We start from the raw sequence: 14,877 nt of genomic DNA on the forward strand, positions 1-14,877 counted from the left end.
CCGCCTCGGCGTCACAGATCTGGGGGAACTCGGCGGCGACGTCGCGCACCGGGCAGTGTCCCTGGCACAGCTGCACGCCGGCGAGCGGGGTGTCGTCGCCGACGGGCCGGGCCGAGGCGGCGTAGCCCTCGCGGCGCAGCCCGGCGGCCAGCGCCTCGGTGCGCTCGGCGAGCGGGCGGTCGTGGTCCTGCACGTGGCGACCGAGCCGGGTCGCGAGATCGGCCGCCCGGCGCTGCGCGAACGCGGCGACGGCAGCCTCTCCCCTGCTCGGCGAGGAAGTGCAGCACCTCGGCGGCGAGGTCGCGGTAGTCGCCGCGCAGGTCGGCGTGCCCGGCCTCGGACAGGACGTACGACCGTGCGGGCCGACCCCGGCGGCGCACCTGGGCGCCGGCCTTCTCGTGCTCCTCGACCAGCCCCGCCTCGGCCAGGCTCTCCAGGTGGCGACGCACCGCGGCGGGCGTGAGCCCCAGGCGCTGCGCGAGCTCGCCGGCGGTGACCGGGCCGTGCTCCGAGATGGTCTGCTTCACTCGCTCGCGGGTGCTGTCGGGCGCCGCGGCCAGGTCCTCGCGCGAGCCAGCACGCCCGCCCGGCACCGGCGGTGCCGAGGGCGCGGTGGCGTCCAGCGCAAAAATCACAACATCAGTGTGACCTAATTGCCCGGGGCTCGCATAGTCAGGTGATCCTTACCCGCGAGCGAGCCGCAGCCGCGCGCGAGGTCGTACCGGTGCCCGCCGCCCCGAGCCCGAGACCCGAGACCCGGGACCGCGGCCGGAGGCCACCCGCTGGGGAGGTCGCGGCGCGGCCTAGAATCCTCGGTCGTGACCGAGACCGTCGTCGTGGCAGGCCTGCGCCATCGCTACGGCGACGTCGTCGCGCTGGACGACATGTCCTGGACGGCCGAGGCCGGCCGCATCACCGCGGTGCTCGGCCCCAACGGCGCCGGCAAGACCACGATGATCGAGATGGCCGAGGGGCTGCGCTGCCCCGACGCCGGCACCGTGCGGGTGCTCGGCCGCGACCCGTGGCGCGCCGACGCCGAGCACCGCGCCCGCGTCGGTGTGATGCTGCAGGACGGCGGCCTCCCCGGCGGCACCAAGCCGCGCCGGTTGCTCACCCACCTGGCCGCCATGCACCGCCGACCCGCCGACGTCGACGACCTCGTCGCCCGGCTGGGCATCGACGCCTTCGCCGGCACGGCCGTACGCCGGTTGTCCGGTGGTCAGCGCCAGCGGGTCGCCCTCGCGGCGGCTCTCGTCGGGCGCCCGGAGGTCATCTTCCTCGACGAGCCCACCGCCGGGCTCGACCCGCACGCCCGGCGCGACGTGTGGCGGCTGCTGGACGAGGTGCGCGACCTCGGCGCCACGCTCGTGGTCTCCACCCACTCCTTCGGCGAGGCCGAGCGGCTGGCCGACAAGGTCGTCGTCGTGGCCCGCGGCCGGGTGGTCGCCGAGGGCACCGTCGACGAGGTGGGCGGGTCCGCCGGGCTGGAGCAGACGTACTTCACCCTCACCGAGGACGTGCGATGAGCCACGTCGCGGCCGCCCCTGCGGCACCGCTGCAGCGCATCCGCGCCCAGGCGGTGTTCGAGACCCGCACGCTGCTGTCCAACGGCGAGCAGCTGCTCGTGTCGCTGGTGCTGCCGGCGCTGGCGCTGGTCGGGCTGGTGCGCGCCTCCTTCCCCGACCTCGGGCCCGAGCCGCGCGTCGACGTGGCGACCCCCGGCGTGCTCGCGCTGGCGGTCGTCTCGACCGCGTTCACCGGGCAGGCCATCGCCACCGCGTTCGACCGGCGCTACGGCCTGCTCCGCCTGCTCGGCGTCACCCCGCTGGGGCCGCGCGGGCTGCTCGCCGGCAAGGCGGCCGCGGTCGGCGCCGTGCTGCTCGTGCAGCTGGCGGTGCTCGGCGCCCTCGGCCTCGCGCTCGGCTGGCGCCCGGCCTGGTCCGGGCTGCCCGGCGCGCTGCTGCTGGTCGCGCTCGGGGCGTACGCCTTCGTCTGCCTCGCGCTGACCCTCGCCGGCGCGGTGCGCGCCGAGGGGTGCTCGCGCTCGCGAACCTGGTGTGGGTGCTGCTGCTCGTCGGCGGCGGCCTGCTGCTGCCGAGCCGGCTGCTGCCCGCCCCGCTGGAGCAGGTCACCCCGTGGCTGCCCTCCGGCGCGCTCGGCGACGGACTCCGCTCGGCCCTGATGCACGGCGGCCTGCCGGTCGCGGCCACCCTGGTGCTCGCGGCCTGGAGCGTCCTCGGCACGGCGCTCGTGGCGCGGCTGTTCCGCTGGAGCGACTGACCCGGCCGCTGCGCGAACGACCGACCCGGTCGCCGGGTCGCCCGAGGTCGCGACCTACCCTCGTCGGGTGCCCGACTCCCCGCCAACCCGTGGCTGCGCCGACTGCTGATCGTCAACCTCGTCGCCGAGGTCGGCATCGTGGTCACCGGCGGCCTGGTGCGCCTCACCGGCTCGGGCCTGGGCTGCCCGACCTGGCCGCGCTGCACCGCGGACTCCTTCGTCCCGGTGGCCGGGCAGGAGGAGGGCTTCCGCAAGTTCATCGAGTTCGGCAACCGCACCCTCACCGGCGTCGTGTCGATCGCGGCGCTGCTGGTGATCGTCGCGATCTGGAAGCTGGCGCCCGAGCGAGCAGCGTTGAAGCGCTTGGCCTTCCTGCCGCTGATCGGGGTCGGGCTGCAGGCCGTCGTCGGCGGCATCACCGTGCTCACCGGGCTCAGCCCGACCACCGTCGCGCTGCACTTCCTGGCCTCGATGGTGCTGATCTGGTTGTCGACCTACCTGCTCTACCGGGTGACGCAGGAGGGTGACGAGCCGCCGACCAGCGACGTGCACCCCGCGATCCGCTCCGTCGCCTACGCCGTGAGCGCGGTGCTGGCGGTCGTGCTCGCGCTCGGCACGGTGGTCACCGGCAGCGGCCCGCACTCCGGCGACGCCGACACCCCACGCTTCGGGTTCGACCCGCGCAGCGTGTCCTGGCTGCACGCCGACGCGGTCATGCTGTTCGTCGGCCTGGTCGTCGCGGTGCTCGTGGCGACGCATGCCACCGGGGCCAGCGAGCGCGTACGCCGGGCCTGGCTGGTGGTCCTCGGCCTCACCCTGTTCCAGGGCGGGCTCGGCTACCTGCAGTACTTCACCGGCATCCCGTGGCTGCTCGTGCTGGTGCACATGCTCGCCGCGTCGCTGCTGGTCGTCGCGGTCACCTGGGCGGTCCTCACGCTGCGCAGCCGGGACCTCGTCACGGCCTGACCCGGCCGGCCGGCCCCGCACCCGGGCGGCGCTCGCCGCAGATCGTGCGTTGACGTACGAAATGCCGAGCCCGCCCGCGGAATCCCGGGCCCGCCCGCCCCAGATCGTGCGTTGACGTACGAAATGCCGAGCCGGCCCGCGGAATCCTGGGCCTCCCCGCTCAGATCGTGCGTTGACGTACGAAGTGTGGCCGGGGGCCGAGCCGCGCCGGAGCCGCGCGGGGCTGGGTCAGCCGAGCGGCAGGTGCCACAGCGGGTCGATCGCGACCCCGAGGAAGACCAGCGTCAGGTAGCTGATCGAGAAGTGGAACAGGCGCATGGGGCGCATGCCCGCGCCCTCGGGGTGCCCGGCGGCGCGCTGCAGCCGGTGCGACTCGAGCAGGAAGACGCCGCCGCTCACGACCGCGACGACGGTGTAGACCCAGCCCATGCCGCCGACCGGGATCAGGGCGAGCGAGGTGAGCACGGTGGCCCAGGCGTACAGCACGACCTGGCGGGCGACCTGCTGCCGCTCGGCGACGACGGGCAGCATGGGGACGCCGGCGGCGGCGTAGTCGTCGCGGAAGCGCATCGACAGCGGCCAGTAGTGCGGCGGGGTCCAGAAGAAGACCACGAGGAACAGCACGACCGCCGCCCAGCTGAGCGAGTTCGTGACCGCGGACCAGCCGATCAGCACCGGCATGCATCCGGCGACCCCGCCCCAGACGATGTTCTGGGACGTGCGGCGCTTGAGCAGCATCGTGTAGAAGCCGACGTACAGCGCGATGGCACCGAGCGAGAGCATCGCCGAGAGCCAGTTGACCAGCAGCCCGAGCCACAGCACCGACGCGACGCCGAGCACCAGCCCGAAGGTCAGCGCGGCCCGGGGGTGATCGCGCCGGTGACCAGCGGCCGCCCCTCGGTGCGGTGCATGAGCCGGTCGATGTCGCGGTCGAGGTAGCAGTTGAGCGTGTTGGCCGACCCGGCCGACAGGCTGCCGCCGATGAGCGTGGCGAGGATCAGCCACAGGCTCGGCACCCCGCGCTCGGCGAGGAACATCACCGGGAAGGTGGTGACGAGCAGCAGCTCGATGATGCGGGGCTTGGTGAGCGAGACGTAGTCGGCAACCACCTGGCGCGCACTGCGCTGCGGGGCTCCCGGCGACGCGTGCGACGTCCCCGCGGCAGGGATCGGGCGCGGCTCGGTGGCGGTCACGGCATCCTTCGTCACGGCTCGTGTGTGGTGGGACACCCCCGGGAACACCGTCCGGTGGTCGGGTGGTTGTCCCAGTCTAGCCGGGGGCGAACGCCATTCAGCCGCCCCCGGTCCCGGGCCTCGTGCGGCGTGGACCCACGCGACTAGGCTCGGGACCGAATCAATGGCCGACCCTTGAAGGAGCCAGCACTCGTGACCAACGACCAGTCTTCCGCCGGCCGCCGCGACAGCAGCCTCGCCGACCCCATCGTGTCTCGCACCGGTTGGACCGACCTGGACGTCCGCGCGGTCGACACCGTCCGCGTCCTCGCCGCCGACGCCGTGCAGAAGGCCGGCAACGGCCACCCGGGCACCGCGATGAGCCTGGCGCCGCTGGCGTACCTGCTCTACCACGACGTGATGGAGTACGACCCGAACGACCTGGAGTGGTTCGGTCGTGACCGGTTCGTGCTCTCGGCGGGGCACAGCAGCCTGACGCAGTACATCCAGCTCTACCTGTCCGGCATGGACATGGAGCTGTCCGACCTGCAGGCGCTGCGCACGTTCAAGTCCAAGACGCCGGGTCACCCCGAGGTCCACCACACCGCGGGCATCGACATCACCACCGGGCCGCTCGGCTCGGGCCTGGCCTCCGCGGTCGGCATGGCCATGGCGCAGCGTCGCCAGCGCGGCATGCTCGACCCCGACGCCGCGCCCGGCGAGAGCCCGTTCGACCACCACGTCTACGTCATCGCCTCCGACGGCGACATCATGGAGGGCGTCTCCTCCGAGGCCAGCTCGCTCGCCGGCCACCAGGAGCTCGGCAACCTCACGCTGATCTACGACGAGAACTACATCTCGATCGAGGACGACACCGACGTGTCGTTCAGCGAGGACGTCGCCAAGCGGTACGAGGCCTACGGCTGGGACGTGCGGATCATCGACTGGCGCGCCTCCGCCGACGAGAACGGCGGCGGCTACGTCGAGGACGTCGACGCGTTGCTGCAGGCGATCGAGGAGGGCAACAAGGTCCTCGATAAGCCGAGCCTGATCGTGCTGCGCACGATCATCGCCTGGCCCGCCCCCAACAAGATGGACACGGGGAAGGCGCACGGCTCGGCCCTCGGCGACGAGGAGGTCGCCGCGACCAAGAAGATCCTCGGCTTCGACACCGACAAGACCTTCGAGGTGAGCCAGGAGGTCATCGACCACACCCGCTCCACCCGCGGCGAGCGCGGCAAGAAGGTGCACGCCGAGTGGCAACGCAAGTACGACGCGTGGCGCCAGGCCAACCCCGAGGGCGCCAAGCTGCTCGACCGGCTGCTCGCCCGCGAGCTGCCCGAGGGCTTCGCCGAGGCCTTCCCGACCTTCCCGGCCGACGAGAAGGGCATCGCCACCCGCGCGGCGTCCGGCAAGGTGCTCACCGCCCTCGCCCCGGTCATGCCCGAGCTGTGGGGCGGCTCCGCAGACCTCGCCGAGTCGAACAACACCACCATGGAGGGCGAGCCCAGCTTCGTCCCCAAGGACAAGCAGACCGACATGTGGCAGGGCGGGCCGTACGGCCGCACGCTGCACTTCGGCATCCGCGAGAACGCCATGGGCATGGCCATGAACGGGATCGCGCTGGAGGGCCTCACCAAGGTCTACGGCGGCACCTTCCTGGTGTTCTCCGACTACATGCGCCCGGCCGTGCGCCTCGCCGCGCTGCAGGAGCTGCCGGTCACCTACGTCTGGACCCACGACTCGATCGGCCTGGGCGAGGACGGCCCCACCCACCAGCCGATCGAGCACCTGGCCGCGCTGCGCGCGATCCCGGGCCTGGACGTCGTACGTCCGGCCGACGCCAACGAGACGGCGGTCGCCTGGAAGACGATCCTGCAGTCGGTCGACCACCCGGCGGCGCTCGCGCTGACCCGCCAGGCGGTGCCGACGCTGGACCGCGACGAGTACGCCTCGGCCGACGGCGTCGCGAAGGGCGCCTACGTCCTCGCCGACGCCGCGGGCGAGACCCCCGACGTGATCCTGGTCGCCACCGGGTCCGAGGTGCAGCTCGCCGTCGAGGCGCGGAAGTTGTTGAAGGCCAAGGGCGTTGACGCTCGTGTGGTGTCCATGCCGTGCCGTGAGTGGTTCGTCATGCAGCCCGACGACTACCAGGAGTCCGTGCTGCCGAAGGCCGTGCGCGCTCGGGTCAGCGTCGAGGCGGCGACCGACTTCGGCTGGAGCGACATCATCGGTGACGCCGGCCGCAGCGTCGCGATCGACCACTTCGGCGCCAGCGCCGATGCGGCCACCCTGTTCCAGGAGTTCGGCTTCACCCCCGAGGCGGTCGTGTCGGCCGCCGAGGAGTCCATCGCAGCAGCAGGAGGGAACTGAACATGGCCACGACCAACCCCCGCATCAAGGCGCTCTCCGACGTCGGGGTCTCCATCTGGCTCGACGACCTGAACCGGCCGATGATCACCAGCGGTGACCTGCAGCGGCTCATCGACGAGCAGGACGTCGTCGGCGTGACGACCAACCCGACGATCTTCGCCACCGCGCTGTCCGACGGGACGGCCTACAACGAGCAGGTCGCCGACCTGGCCGCGAACGGCGCCGACGTCGAGCTGGCCGTCTTCGAGCTCACCACCGACGACGTGCGCAACGCGTGCGACGTCATGCGTCCGGTCTACGACGCGACCGACGGCCAGGACGGCCGGGTGTCGATCGAGGTCGACCCGCGGATGGCCAAGGACACCGACGGCACGATCGAGATGGCCCGCCGCCTGTGGCAGCAGGTCGACCGGCCGAACGTGATGATCAAGATCCCCGCGACCGAGGAGGGGCTGCCCGCCATCACCGCGGCGCTGTCCGAGGGCATCAGCGTCAACGTCACGCTGATCTTCAGCCTCGACCGCTACCGCGGCGTGATGAACGCCTTCCTCACCGGTCTGGAGCAGGCCCGCGAGAAGGGCATCGACCTGTCGACCATCCGGTCGGTGGCGTCGTTCTTCGTCTCCCGCGTCGACACCGAGATCGACAAGCGGCTCGACGAGATCGGCACCGACGAGGCCAAGGCCCTCAAGGGCAAGGCCGGCGTGGCGAACGCGCGCCTGGCGTACCAGGCCTTCCAGGAGGTCTTCGCGACCTCGCGCTGGCAGACGCTCGCCGACGACGGCGCTGCTGTGCAGCGTCCTCTGTGGGCCTCGACCGGGGTCAAGAACCCTGACTACTCCGACACGATGTACGTCGTCGACCTGGCCGTCGACGACACGGTCAACACCATGCCGCCGAAGACGCTGCAGGCGCTGGCCGACCACGGCGAGGTCAAGGGCGACCAGGTCACCGACCACTACGACGAGGCCCGCGAGGTGCTCAACGAGCTGGAGCGGGTCGGCGTCAGCTACCGCGACGTGGTCGACCTGCTCGAGGTCGAGGGGCTGCAGAAGTTCGAGGACTCCTGGGGCGAGCTGCTCGGCTCCGTCGAGAGCGAGCTGACCAAGGCCGGCGGTGCGCCGGAGAAGCAGGAGGCGGCGCGGTGACCGAGCCCGACACGATCGGCATCACGGTCACCGCCTCGGGGGCGGCCGCGGACGCGATCGACCGGCACCTGCCCGGTCTGGTCGAGGCCGGCTTCGCCGGCAAGCTGTTCGACCAGGACCCGACGCTGTGGGGCGAGGCCGCCCAGGAGGAGGCCGCCAAGCGGCTGTCCTGGGTGGGCCTGGCCCGCTCGTCGCGCCCGCTGGTCGGTGAGATCTCGGCGCTGCGCGAGGACCTGCGCGGCAAGGGCGTCGACCACGTGGTGCTGTGCGGCATGGGCGGTTCGTCGCTCGCGCCCGAGGTCATCTGCGCGACCGCCGGGGTGCCGCTCACCGTGCTCGACTCCTCCCAGCCCGACATGGTGCGCGCGGCGCTGCGCGACCGGCTCGAGTCGACCGTGGTGGTCGTCTCGTCCAAGTCGGGCTCGACGGTCGAGACCGACAGCCAGCGACGGGCGTACGAGCAGGCCTTCCGCGACGCCGGGATCGACCCGGCCGAGCGGATCGTCGTCGTCACCGACCCCGGCAGCCCGCTCGACGGCGAGGCTCGCGAGGCGGGGTACCGGGTGATCAACGCCGACCCCGACGTGGGCGGGCGCTACTCCGCGCTCACCGCGTTCGGTCTGGTCCCGAGCGGGCTCGCGGGCGCCGACATCGAGCGGCTGCTCGACGAGGCCGAGGCGATCACCGACCTGCTCGCCGACGACGACACCAGCAACCCCGGGCTCCGGCTCGGGGCGGCGCTGGGCGGCACCGAGCCGCTGCGCGACAAGATCGTGCTGATCGACGCCGGCACCCAGATCACCGGCTTCGGCGACTGGGCCGAGCAGCTCATCGCCGAGAGCACCGGCAAGGACGGCACGGGTCTGCTGCCCGTCGTCGTGGGTTCGGCGGCCGACGGCCCGCAGACCGACGACGAGACCTGGGTGCTGCTGCTGCCCTCGGACGACGACGAGTCCGAAGACAACGCCACGTCCGCCTCGAGCGACGGCACCGGCGGCGAGTCGACCGTCGGGGTCTCCGGCGCGCTCGGCGCCCAGCTGCTGCTGTGGGAGGTCGCGACCGCGGTCGCCGGCCGCCTGCTCGGCATCAACCCGTTCGACCAGCCCGACGTCGAGAGTGCCAAGCAGGCCGCTCGCGACCTGCTGGGCGGCGGGTCCGGCGCGGCCGACGAGCCGGCGTTCGTCGACGGCGACATCCAGGTGCGCGCCGCGGGCGGCGACTGGCTGGGCGACGCCAGCACGGTGTCCGACGCGCTGCGCCGGCTCATCGACCAGCTCGGCCCGACCGGTTACCTCGCGGTCATGGCCTACCTGGACCGGATCGCCGACAGCGCCCTCGCCGACACCCGGGTGCCGCTGGCCACGTCGCTCGGCCGCCCGGTGACGTTCGGCTGGGGACCGCGTTTCCTGCACTCCACCGGGCAGTACCACAAGGGTGGCCGCCCGGAGGGGGTCTACCTGCAGATCACCACCGAGCCACGGGAGGACCTTGCGGTGCCAGGCCGCGACTTCACCTTCGGCGAGTTCGTCTCCGCCCAAGCCGGCGGCGACGCCAAGGTGCTCGCCGACCACGGTCGCCCGGTGCTGCGCCTCCACCTCACCGCGCACGACGCCGGGCTCGCGCAGCTGACCCGCGCGATCTCCGAGGTCAGCGGGAACGGCGCGGGGGCGCGGTGAGCCCGGCACGCGTCGCCAAGGGGATCAACCCGCTCCGGGACGTCGAGGACAAGCGCCTCCCCCGCATCGCGGGGCCGTGCGCCATGGTGCTCTTCGGGGTCACCGGTGACCTGGCGAAGAAGAAGCTCATGCCGGCGATCTACGACCTGTCCAACCGCGGGCTGCTGCCGCCGGGCTTCTCGCTCGTCGGCTTCGCCCGCCGCGACTGGGCCGACCAGGACTTCGGCAAGATCGTCTACGAGGCCGTGCGCGAGCACGCCCGCACGCCGTTCCGCGAGGACGTGTGGCGCAACCTGGCCGAAGGCTTCCGGTTCGTGCCCGGCACGTTCGACGACCCGGCCGCGTTCGACCTGCTCGCCGAGACCGTCAACGAGCTCGGCGAGACGCGCGGCACCGGCGGCAACATCGCGTTCTACCTGTCGATCCCGCCCGGGTTCTTCTCGGTCGTGAGCGAGCAGCTGGAGCGCAGCGGGCTGTCGACACCCTCGCGCGGCAGCTGGCGGCGGGTGGTCATCGAGAAGCCGTTCGGGCACGACCTGAAGAGCGCCCGCGAGCTGAACGCCATCGTCGAGAAGGTCTTCCCGGCCGACTCGGTGTTCCGGATCGACCACTACCTCGGCAAGGAGACGGTCCAGAACATCCTGGCGCTGCGCTTCGCCAACCAGATGTTCGAGCCGGTGTGGAACTCCCACTACGTCGACCACGTGCAGATCACGATGGCCGAGGACATCGGCATCGCGGGCCGCGCCGGCTACTACGACGGCATCGGCGCCGCGCGTGACGTGATCCAGAACCACCTGCTGCAGCTGCTCGCGCTCACCGCCATGGAGCAGCCCAATTCCTTCGACGCCACCGACCTGCGGATGGAGAAGGAGAAGGTGCTCGCGGCCGTGCGCACGCCCCGCGACTTCGGCAAGGCCACCGCCCGCGGGCAGTACGCCGCCGGCTGGCAGGGCAGCGAACCGGTCATCGGCTACCTGCAGGAGGAGGGCATCAGCCCCACCTCGCGCACCGAGACCTACGCCGCGCTGAAGCTCGAGGTGGCGACGCGTCGCTGGGCGGGGGTGCCGTTCTACCTGCGCACCGGCAAGCGGCTCGGCAAGCGGGTCACCGAGATCGCGGTGATCTTCAAGCGGGCGCCGCAGATGCCGTTCACCGACACCGCCACCGAGGAGCTCGGCCAGAACGCCATCGTCATCCGGGTGCAGCCCGACGAGGGCATCACCATGCGCTTCGGCTCGAAGGTGCCCGGCGCGGGCGCCATGGAGGTGCGCGACGTCACGATGGACTTCGGCTACGGCTCCTCCTTCACCGAGACCAGCCCGGAGGCGTACGAGCGGCTCATCCTCGACGTGCTGCTCGGCGACCCTCCGCTGTTCCCGCGGCACGAGGAGGTCGAGCTGTCCTGGAAGATCCTCGACCCGGTCGAGCGGTTCTGGGCGCGCACCGGGCGGCCGCAGGCCTATCCCGCGGGCACCTGGGGTCCGAAGAGTGCTGACGAGATGATGCGCCGCGACGGCCGCGTCTGGAGGATGCCGTGATCGTCGACCTGCCCAACACCAGCACGCGCGAGGTCGCCAAGCGGCTCGTCACGCTGCGCCACGACATGGGGGCCGTGGCCCTCGGTCGGGTGATGACCCTGGTCGTCGACGTCGAGGAGACCGGGGCCGACGAGGCCATCGAGGCCGCGACCGAGTCGACGCGCCAGTCGCCCAGCCGGATCATCGTGCTGGTGCACGGCACTCGGCGCGGGGTCAACCGGCTCGACGCGCAGATCCGGCTCGGCGGCGACGCGGGGGCGAGCGAGATCGTCGTGCTGCGCATGCACGGCAAGCTCACCGACCACGGCCGGGCCGTGGTCACCCCGCTGGTGCTCGCCGACTCCCCCATCGTCGTGTGGTGGCCCGGCGCGGCGCCCAAGGACGTCGGCGAGTCACCGCTCGGCGAGCTGTCGCAGCGCCGGATCACCGACGTCCAGACCGCCCGCAACCCGCGCGCGGCCCTGACCCGGATGGCCAAGGCGTACGTCCCCGGTGACACCGACCTGTCGTGGGCGCGGATCACCCGGTGGCGGGCCCTGCTCGCGGCGGCGCTGGACCAGGCGCCGTACGAGTCGGTCACCGACGTCACGGTCAGCGGCGCCAGCGACTCGGTGAGCAGCGACCTGCTCGCCGGCTGGCTCGCGGTGCGGCTGCGCTGCCCGGTGAAGCGGGCCCGCACGGCGTCCGGCTCCGACATCGTGAGCGTGCGGCTGGAGCGCGAGTCGGGCCCGATCGACGTGGTGCGCACCTCCCCCACGCTGGCGACGATGAGCCAGCCCGGGCAGCCGGTGCGCCGGGTCAGCCTGCTGCAGCCGACCACGTCCCAGGCGATGGCCGAGGAGCTGCGCCGGCTCGATCGTGACGACTCCTACGAGGAGGCGCTGATCAAGGGCCTGAAGCTGGTGTCGACCACCGCGCTGAGCGGCTCCGACGCGGTGCGCACCGACGAGGCGCCCGACGTCGAGGAGGCGCGGCGCGCGGGCGAGAGTGCCCGCCGGGCCGGGGCCCAGCTCACCGGCAGCGCGATGGTCGAGGCCAAGCCCGACGACGCCGCCTCCGAGGAGCAGGTCAAGGAGGCCGCCGCCCGCAAGCTCGACGCCAAGAAGGCCGAGCGCAGCGAGGACCGGCTGCGTGCCCCGCGCACGACGACCAAGAAGTCCGGTGCCAAGGCGGCCGCGAAGCAGTCGACCGGCAAGAAGGCCGCGGCGAAGCGATCGGCGGCCAAGAAGTCGGCCAGCAAGCGGTCGACGGCGAAGAAGTCGGCCACGCAGAAGACCGCGAAGAAGGCCTCGTCGTGAGCGCCGAGCCGCAGGTGCGCCGCCACCCCGACAAGCAGGCCGCGGCCGGGGCGGCTGCGGCGGCCCTGGTCGAGGCGCTGGCCGCCGCCCAGGCCGAGGGCCGCGAGCCGCAGGTCGCCCTGACCGGTGGCTCGATGGGCTCGGCGATCGTCCAGGCGGTGCTCGACGGGCCGCACGACCAGGTCGACTGGTCGAAGGTCACGGTGTGGTGGGGCGACGAGCGCTACCTGCCGGCCGGCGACCCCGACCGCAACGACGTGCAGAACGACGAGGCCGGACTCGACCGCCTCGGGCTCCGGCCCGAGCGGGTGCACCGGGTCGCCGGGCCCGACGCGTCGGCGTCGCTCGAGGAGTCCGCGACGGCGTACGGCCACGAGATGCGGGCCGACGGGTCGGGCGAGTTCGACGTCGTGCTGCTCGGCGTCGGGCCGGACGGGCACGTCGCGTCGCTGTTCCCGCAGCACCCGGCGCAGCGCGTCGGCGACGCGGTCGCGATCCCGGTCACCGACTCCCCCAAGCCGCCGCCCGAGCGGGTGTCGCTGACGTTCGAGGCGCTGAACCGCGCGCGTCAGGTGTGGTTCCTGGTGGCCGGCGACGACAAGGCCGAGGCGGTCGCCGCCGCGCTGCGGCCGGGCGCCGATCGGTGGGACGTGCCTGCCGCGGGCGTGCGCGGCCGGCTCGCCACGACCTGGTGGCTCGACGAGCCTGCGGCGTCCGGCCTCCCGCAGGACTGACCGGCGCACGAGAACGCCCCGGGCACGAAGCCGCAGAACGCGGTTCGTGCCCGGGGCGTGCTCGATCTGCGTCGAGCGGCTGTGCCGCCAGAGGCGCGGGCTACTTGATCAGGCCGCGCTCGCGCAGGGAGGAGAGCGCCTCGTCGAGGATGACGGCGCCCTCCTCGTCGCTGCGCCGCTCCTTCACGTAGGCCAGGTGCGTCTTGTACGGCTCGACGCGCGGCGGCGCCGGCGGGTTCTCCTTGTCCTGGCCCGCGGGGAAGCCGCAGCGCGGGCAGTCCCACTGCTCCGGCAGGGCCAGACCCGGCTCCTCGGCGAAGCTGGGGCGGGTCTCGTGCCCGTTGGAGCACCAGTACGACACGACGACTCGGGGTGCGGCCTCGCCGCGCTCCGCCTCGCCCATCGGCCCGGCGCCGACACGGCTACCTCGGATGGCGTTCCCTCCGGCCATGCTGGGTTTCGCTCCTTCGATCAGTCACGGTGCCGGACGTGCGGGTCCGGCGTGCGGGCTCAGGACAGGGCCAGTCGGTCCAGCAGACCGAGCCCCACGATCGTCGCTGCCCACAGCAGGCCGACGACGACGGTGATGCGGTTGAGGTTGCGCTCGGCCATCGACGAGCCGCCCAGGTTGCTGGACACCCCGCCGCCGAACATGTCGGACAGGCCCCCGCCCTTGCCCTTGTGCATGAGGATGAGCAGGACCAGGAACAGGCCGCTGATGACCAACAGGGTCTGCAGGGCGATACGAACTGCGTCCACGGGGGCGCCACCTCACGAGTGCTGAACGGACAGGTTCCGGGGTCACCACCCTTCCGGACGGCAACCGCTACAGGCTACACGCCACGGGCCCCGATCCCGTGGCCGCCGCGCTCAGGCGTCGGCGCCGTGGTGACTGCGGTAGCGGCAGATCGACGCGAACTCGTTCGGGTCGATCGAGGCGCCGCCGACGAGCGCGCCGTCGACGTCGGACTGGGCCATGATCGCGGCGACGTTCGCGGCCTTGACGCTGCCGCCGTACAGCACGCGCACGCCGTCGGCCAGCTGCTGGTCGTAGCGCTCCGCGAGCCGCGCCCGGATCGCCGCGCAGACCTCCTGCGCGTCCTCGGGCGTCGCGACCTCGCCGGTGCCGATCGCCCAGACCGGCTCGTAGGCGATGACGATCGACCCGGCCTGCTCGGGGGTCAACCCCTCGAGCGCGGCGTCGAGCTGGCCGAGCACGTGCGGCACCTGCTCGCCGCTCTGCCGGACCTCCAGCGTCTCCCCCACGCACAGGATCGGCGTCAGGTCGTGCCGGTAGGCCGCCTGCACCTTGTCGCGCACGACCTCGTCGGTCTCGCCGTAGAGCTCACGCCGCTCGCTGTGGCCGACGACGACGTACGTGCAGCCCAGGCGGGCCAGGAACGCGCCGGAGATCTCCCCGGTGTAGGCGCCGGAGTCGCGCTGCGACAGGTCCTGGGCGCCCAGCTTCAGCTGCAGCTTGTCGCCGTCGATCAGCGTCTGCACGGTGCGCAGGTCGGTGAACGGCGGGAGCACGGCCACCTCGACGGCCGAGAAGTCGTGCCGCCCGTCGCGCAGCGTCCAGTCCAGCTTCTGCACCAGGTGCGCGGCCTGGAGGTGGTCCAGGTTCATCTTCCAGTTGCCCGCCATGAGCGGGGTGCGCCCGGAGGTCTTGCTCGCGCTGTCGGCCAT

At 72.7% G+C, this 14,877-nt stretch carries 13 protein-coding genes and 1 pseudogene; 9 read left to right on the forward strand and 5 right to left on the reverse strand.

All coding sequences use genetic code 11. The features are described 5' to 3' along the window. Window positions 1-11 precede the first annotated feature (11 nt). Window positions 12-635, reverse strand: a complete 624-nt coding sequence (locus QUE40_RS08650; protein ID WP_289232893.1) for a helix-turn-helix transcriptional regulator — start codon at window positions 633-635, stop codon at window positions 12-14. A 183-nt stretch (window positions 636-818) separates the two neighbouring features. Here QUE40_RS08650 and QUE40_RS08655 point away from each other — a divergent pair, with 183 nt between their 5' ends. The 3 genes from QUE40_RS08655 (at window position 819) to QUE40_RS08665 (ending at window position 3,246) form a co-directional block, all read left to right on the forward strand. Further along, a complete protein-coding gene (locus QUE40_RS08655; protein WP_289232894.1) occupies window positions 819-1,526 on the forward strand; it encodes an ABC transporter ATP-binding protein in 708 nt (235 codons plus the stop codon). Further along, entirely contained in the window at window positions 1,523-2,182 is a 660-nt protein-coding gene (locus tag QUE40_RS08660) for an ABC-2 transporter permease (RefSeq protein WP_433997057.1), read from the forward strand. The genes QUE40_RS08655 and QUE40_RS08660 overlap by 4 nt, the downstream gene beginning before the upstream one ends. A gap of 236 nt (window positions 2,183-2,418) precedes the next feature. Beyond that, complete coding sequence (locus QUE40_RS08665) at window positions 2,419-3,246, forward strand: COX15/CtaA family protein (protein ID WP_433997058.1); 828 nt, start codon at window positions 2,419-2,421, stop codon at window positions 3,244-3,246. A 228-nt stretch (window positions 3,247-3,474) separates the two neighbouring features. On the opposite strand, the pseudogene QUE40_RS08670 reads toward QUE40_RS08665, so the two are convergent. Next, window positions 3,475-4,415, reverse strand: a pseudogene (locus tag QUE40_RS08670) (heme o synthase). Between the two features lie 216 nt (window positions 4,416-4,631). On the opposite strand from QUE40_RS08670, the gene tkt reads away from it, so the two are divergent. Genes tkt through pgl form a run of 6 tightly spaced genes read left to right on the forward strand, consistent with a single transcriptional unit; the run spans window position 4,632 to window position 13,188 of the window. Beyond that, the gene (gene tkt, locus QUE40_RS08675) at window positions 4,632-6,791 is read left to right on the forward strand and encodes a transketolase (RefSeq protein ID WP_289232895.1); all 2,160 of its coding nucleotides are present in this window, start codon (window positions 4,632-4,634) and stop codon (window positions 6,789-6,791) included. Window positions 6,792-6,793: 2 nt separating this feature from the next. Next, complete coding sequence (tal, locus tag QUE40_RS08680) at window positions 6,794-7,939, forward strand: transaldolase (protein ID WP_142005308.1); 1,146 nt, start codon at window positions 6,794-6,796, stop codon at window positions 7,937-7,939. Further along, window positions 7,936-9,615: a glucose-6-phosphate isomerase gene (locus QUE40_RS08685; protein WP_289232896.1), complete on the forward strand. Its 1,680-nt coding sequence runs from the start codon at window positions 7,936-7,938 to the stop codon at window positions 9,613-9,615. Before tal ends, QUE40_RS08685 begins: the two co-directional genes overlap by 4 nt. Then, window positions 9,612-11,156, forward strand: a complete 1,545-nt coding sequence (zwf, locus tag QUE40_RS08690; protein ID WP_142005309.1) for a glucose-6-phosphate dehydrogenase — start codon at window positions 9,612-9,614, stop codon at window positions 11,154-11,156. The genes QUE40_RS08685 and zwf overlap by 4 nt, the downstream gene beginning before the upstream one ends. Then, complete coding sequence (locus QUE40_RS08695; RefSeq protein ID WP_289232897.1) at window positions 11,153-12,454, forward strand: glucose-6-phosphate dehydrogenase assembly protein OpcA; 1,302 nt, start codon at window positions 11,153-11,155, stop codon at window positions 12,452-12,454. The genes zwf and QUE40_RS08695 overlap by 4 nt, the downstream gene beginning before the upstream one ends. Then, window positions 12,451-13,188 carry a 6-phosphogluconolactonase gene (gene pgl, locus QUE40_RS08700; RefSeq protein ID WP_289232898.1) on the forward strand — a complete coding sequence of 246 codons (738 nt, stop codon included), beginning with the start codon at window positions 12,451-12,453 and terminating at the stop codon, window positions 13,186-13,188. The genes QUE40_RS08695 and pgl overlap by 4 nt, the downstream gene beginning before the upstream one ends. A 100-nt stretch (window positions 13,189-13,288) precedes the next feature. On the opposite strand, the gene QUE40_RS08705 is transcribed toward pgl, so the two are convergent. The 3 genes from QUE40_RS08705 to tpiA form a co-directional block, all read right to left on the reverse strand. Next, window positions 13,289-13,639, reverse strand: a complete 351-nt coding sequence (locus tag QUE40_RS08705) for an RNA polymerase-binding protein RbpA (protein WP_142005312.1) — start codon at window positions 13,637-13,639, stop codon at window positions 13,289-13,291. Between the two features lie 59 nt (window positions 13,640-13,698). Next, window positions 13,699-13,947, reverse strand: a complete 249-nt coding sequence (gene secG / locus QUE40_RS08710) for a preprotein translocase subunit SecG (RefSeq protein ID WP_142005313.1) — start codon at window positions 13,945-13,947, stop codon at window positions 13,699-13,701. A 111-nt stretch (window positions 13,948-14,058) separates the two neighbouring features. After that, window positions 14,059-14,877, reverse strand: coding sequence for a triose-phosphate isomerase (gene tpiA / locus QUE40_RS08715; RefSeq protein WP_289232899.1), 819 nt, complete (start codon window positions 14,875-14,877; stop codon window positions 14,059-14,061).

The organism is Barrientosiimonas endolithica, from assembly GCF_030296655.1.
Lineage (GTDB): Bacteria > Actinomycetota > Actinomycetes > Actinomycetales > Dermatophilaceae > Barrientosiimonas > Barrientosiimonas humi.

Excerpts from the sequence above, each read along its gene's own strand:
- QUE40_RS08660 (WP_433997057.1), top strand. The coding sequence starts at position 1,523 with ATGAGCCACGTCGCGGCCGCCCCTGCGGCACCGCTGCAGCGCATCCGC.
- tpiA (WP_289232899.1), bottom strand. The coding sequence starts at position 14,877 with ATGGCCGACAGCGCGAGCAAGACCTCCGGGCGCACCCCGCTCATGGCG.
- tal (WP_142005308.1), top strand. The coding sequence starts at position 6,794 with ATGGCCACGACCAACCCCCGCATCAAGGCGCTCTCCGACGTCGGGGTC.
- QUE40_RS08705 (WP_142005312.1), bottom strand. The coding sequence starts at position 13,639 with ATGGCCGGAGGGAACGCCATCCGAGGTAGCCGTGTCGGCGCCGGGCCG.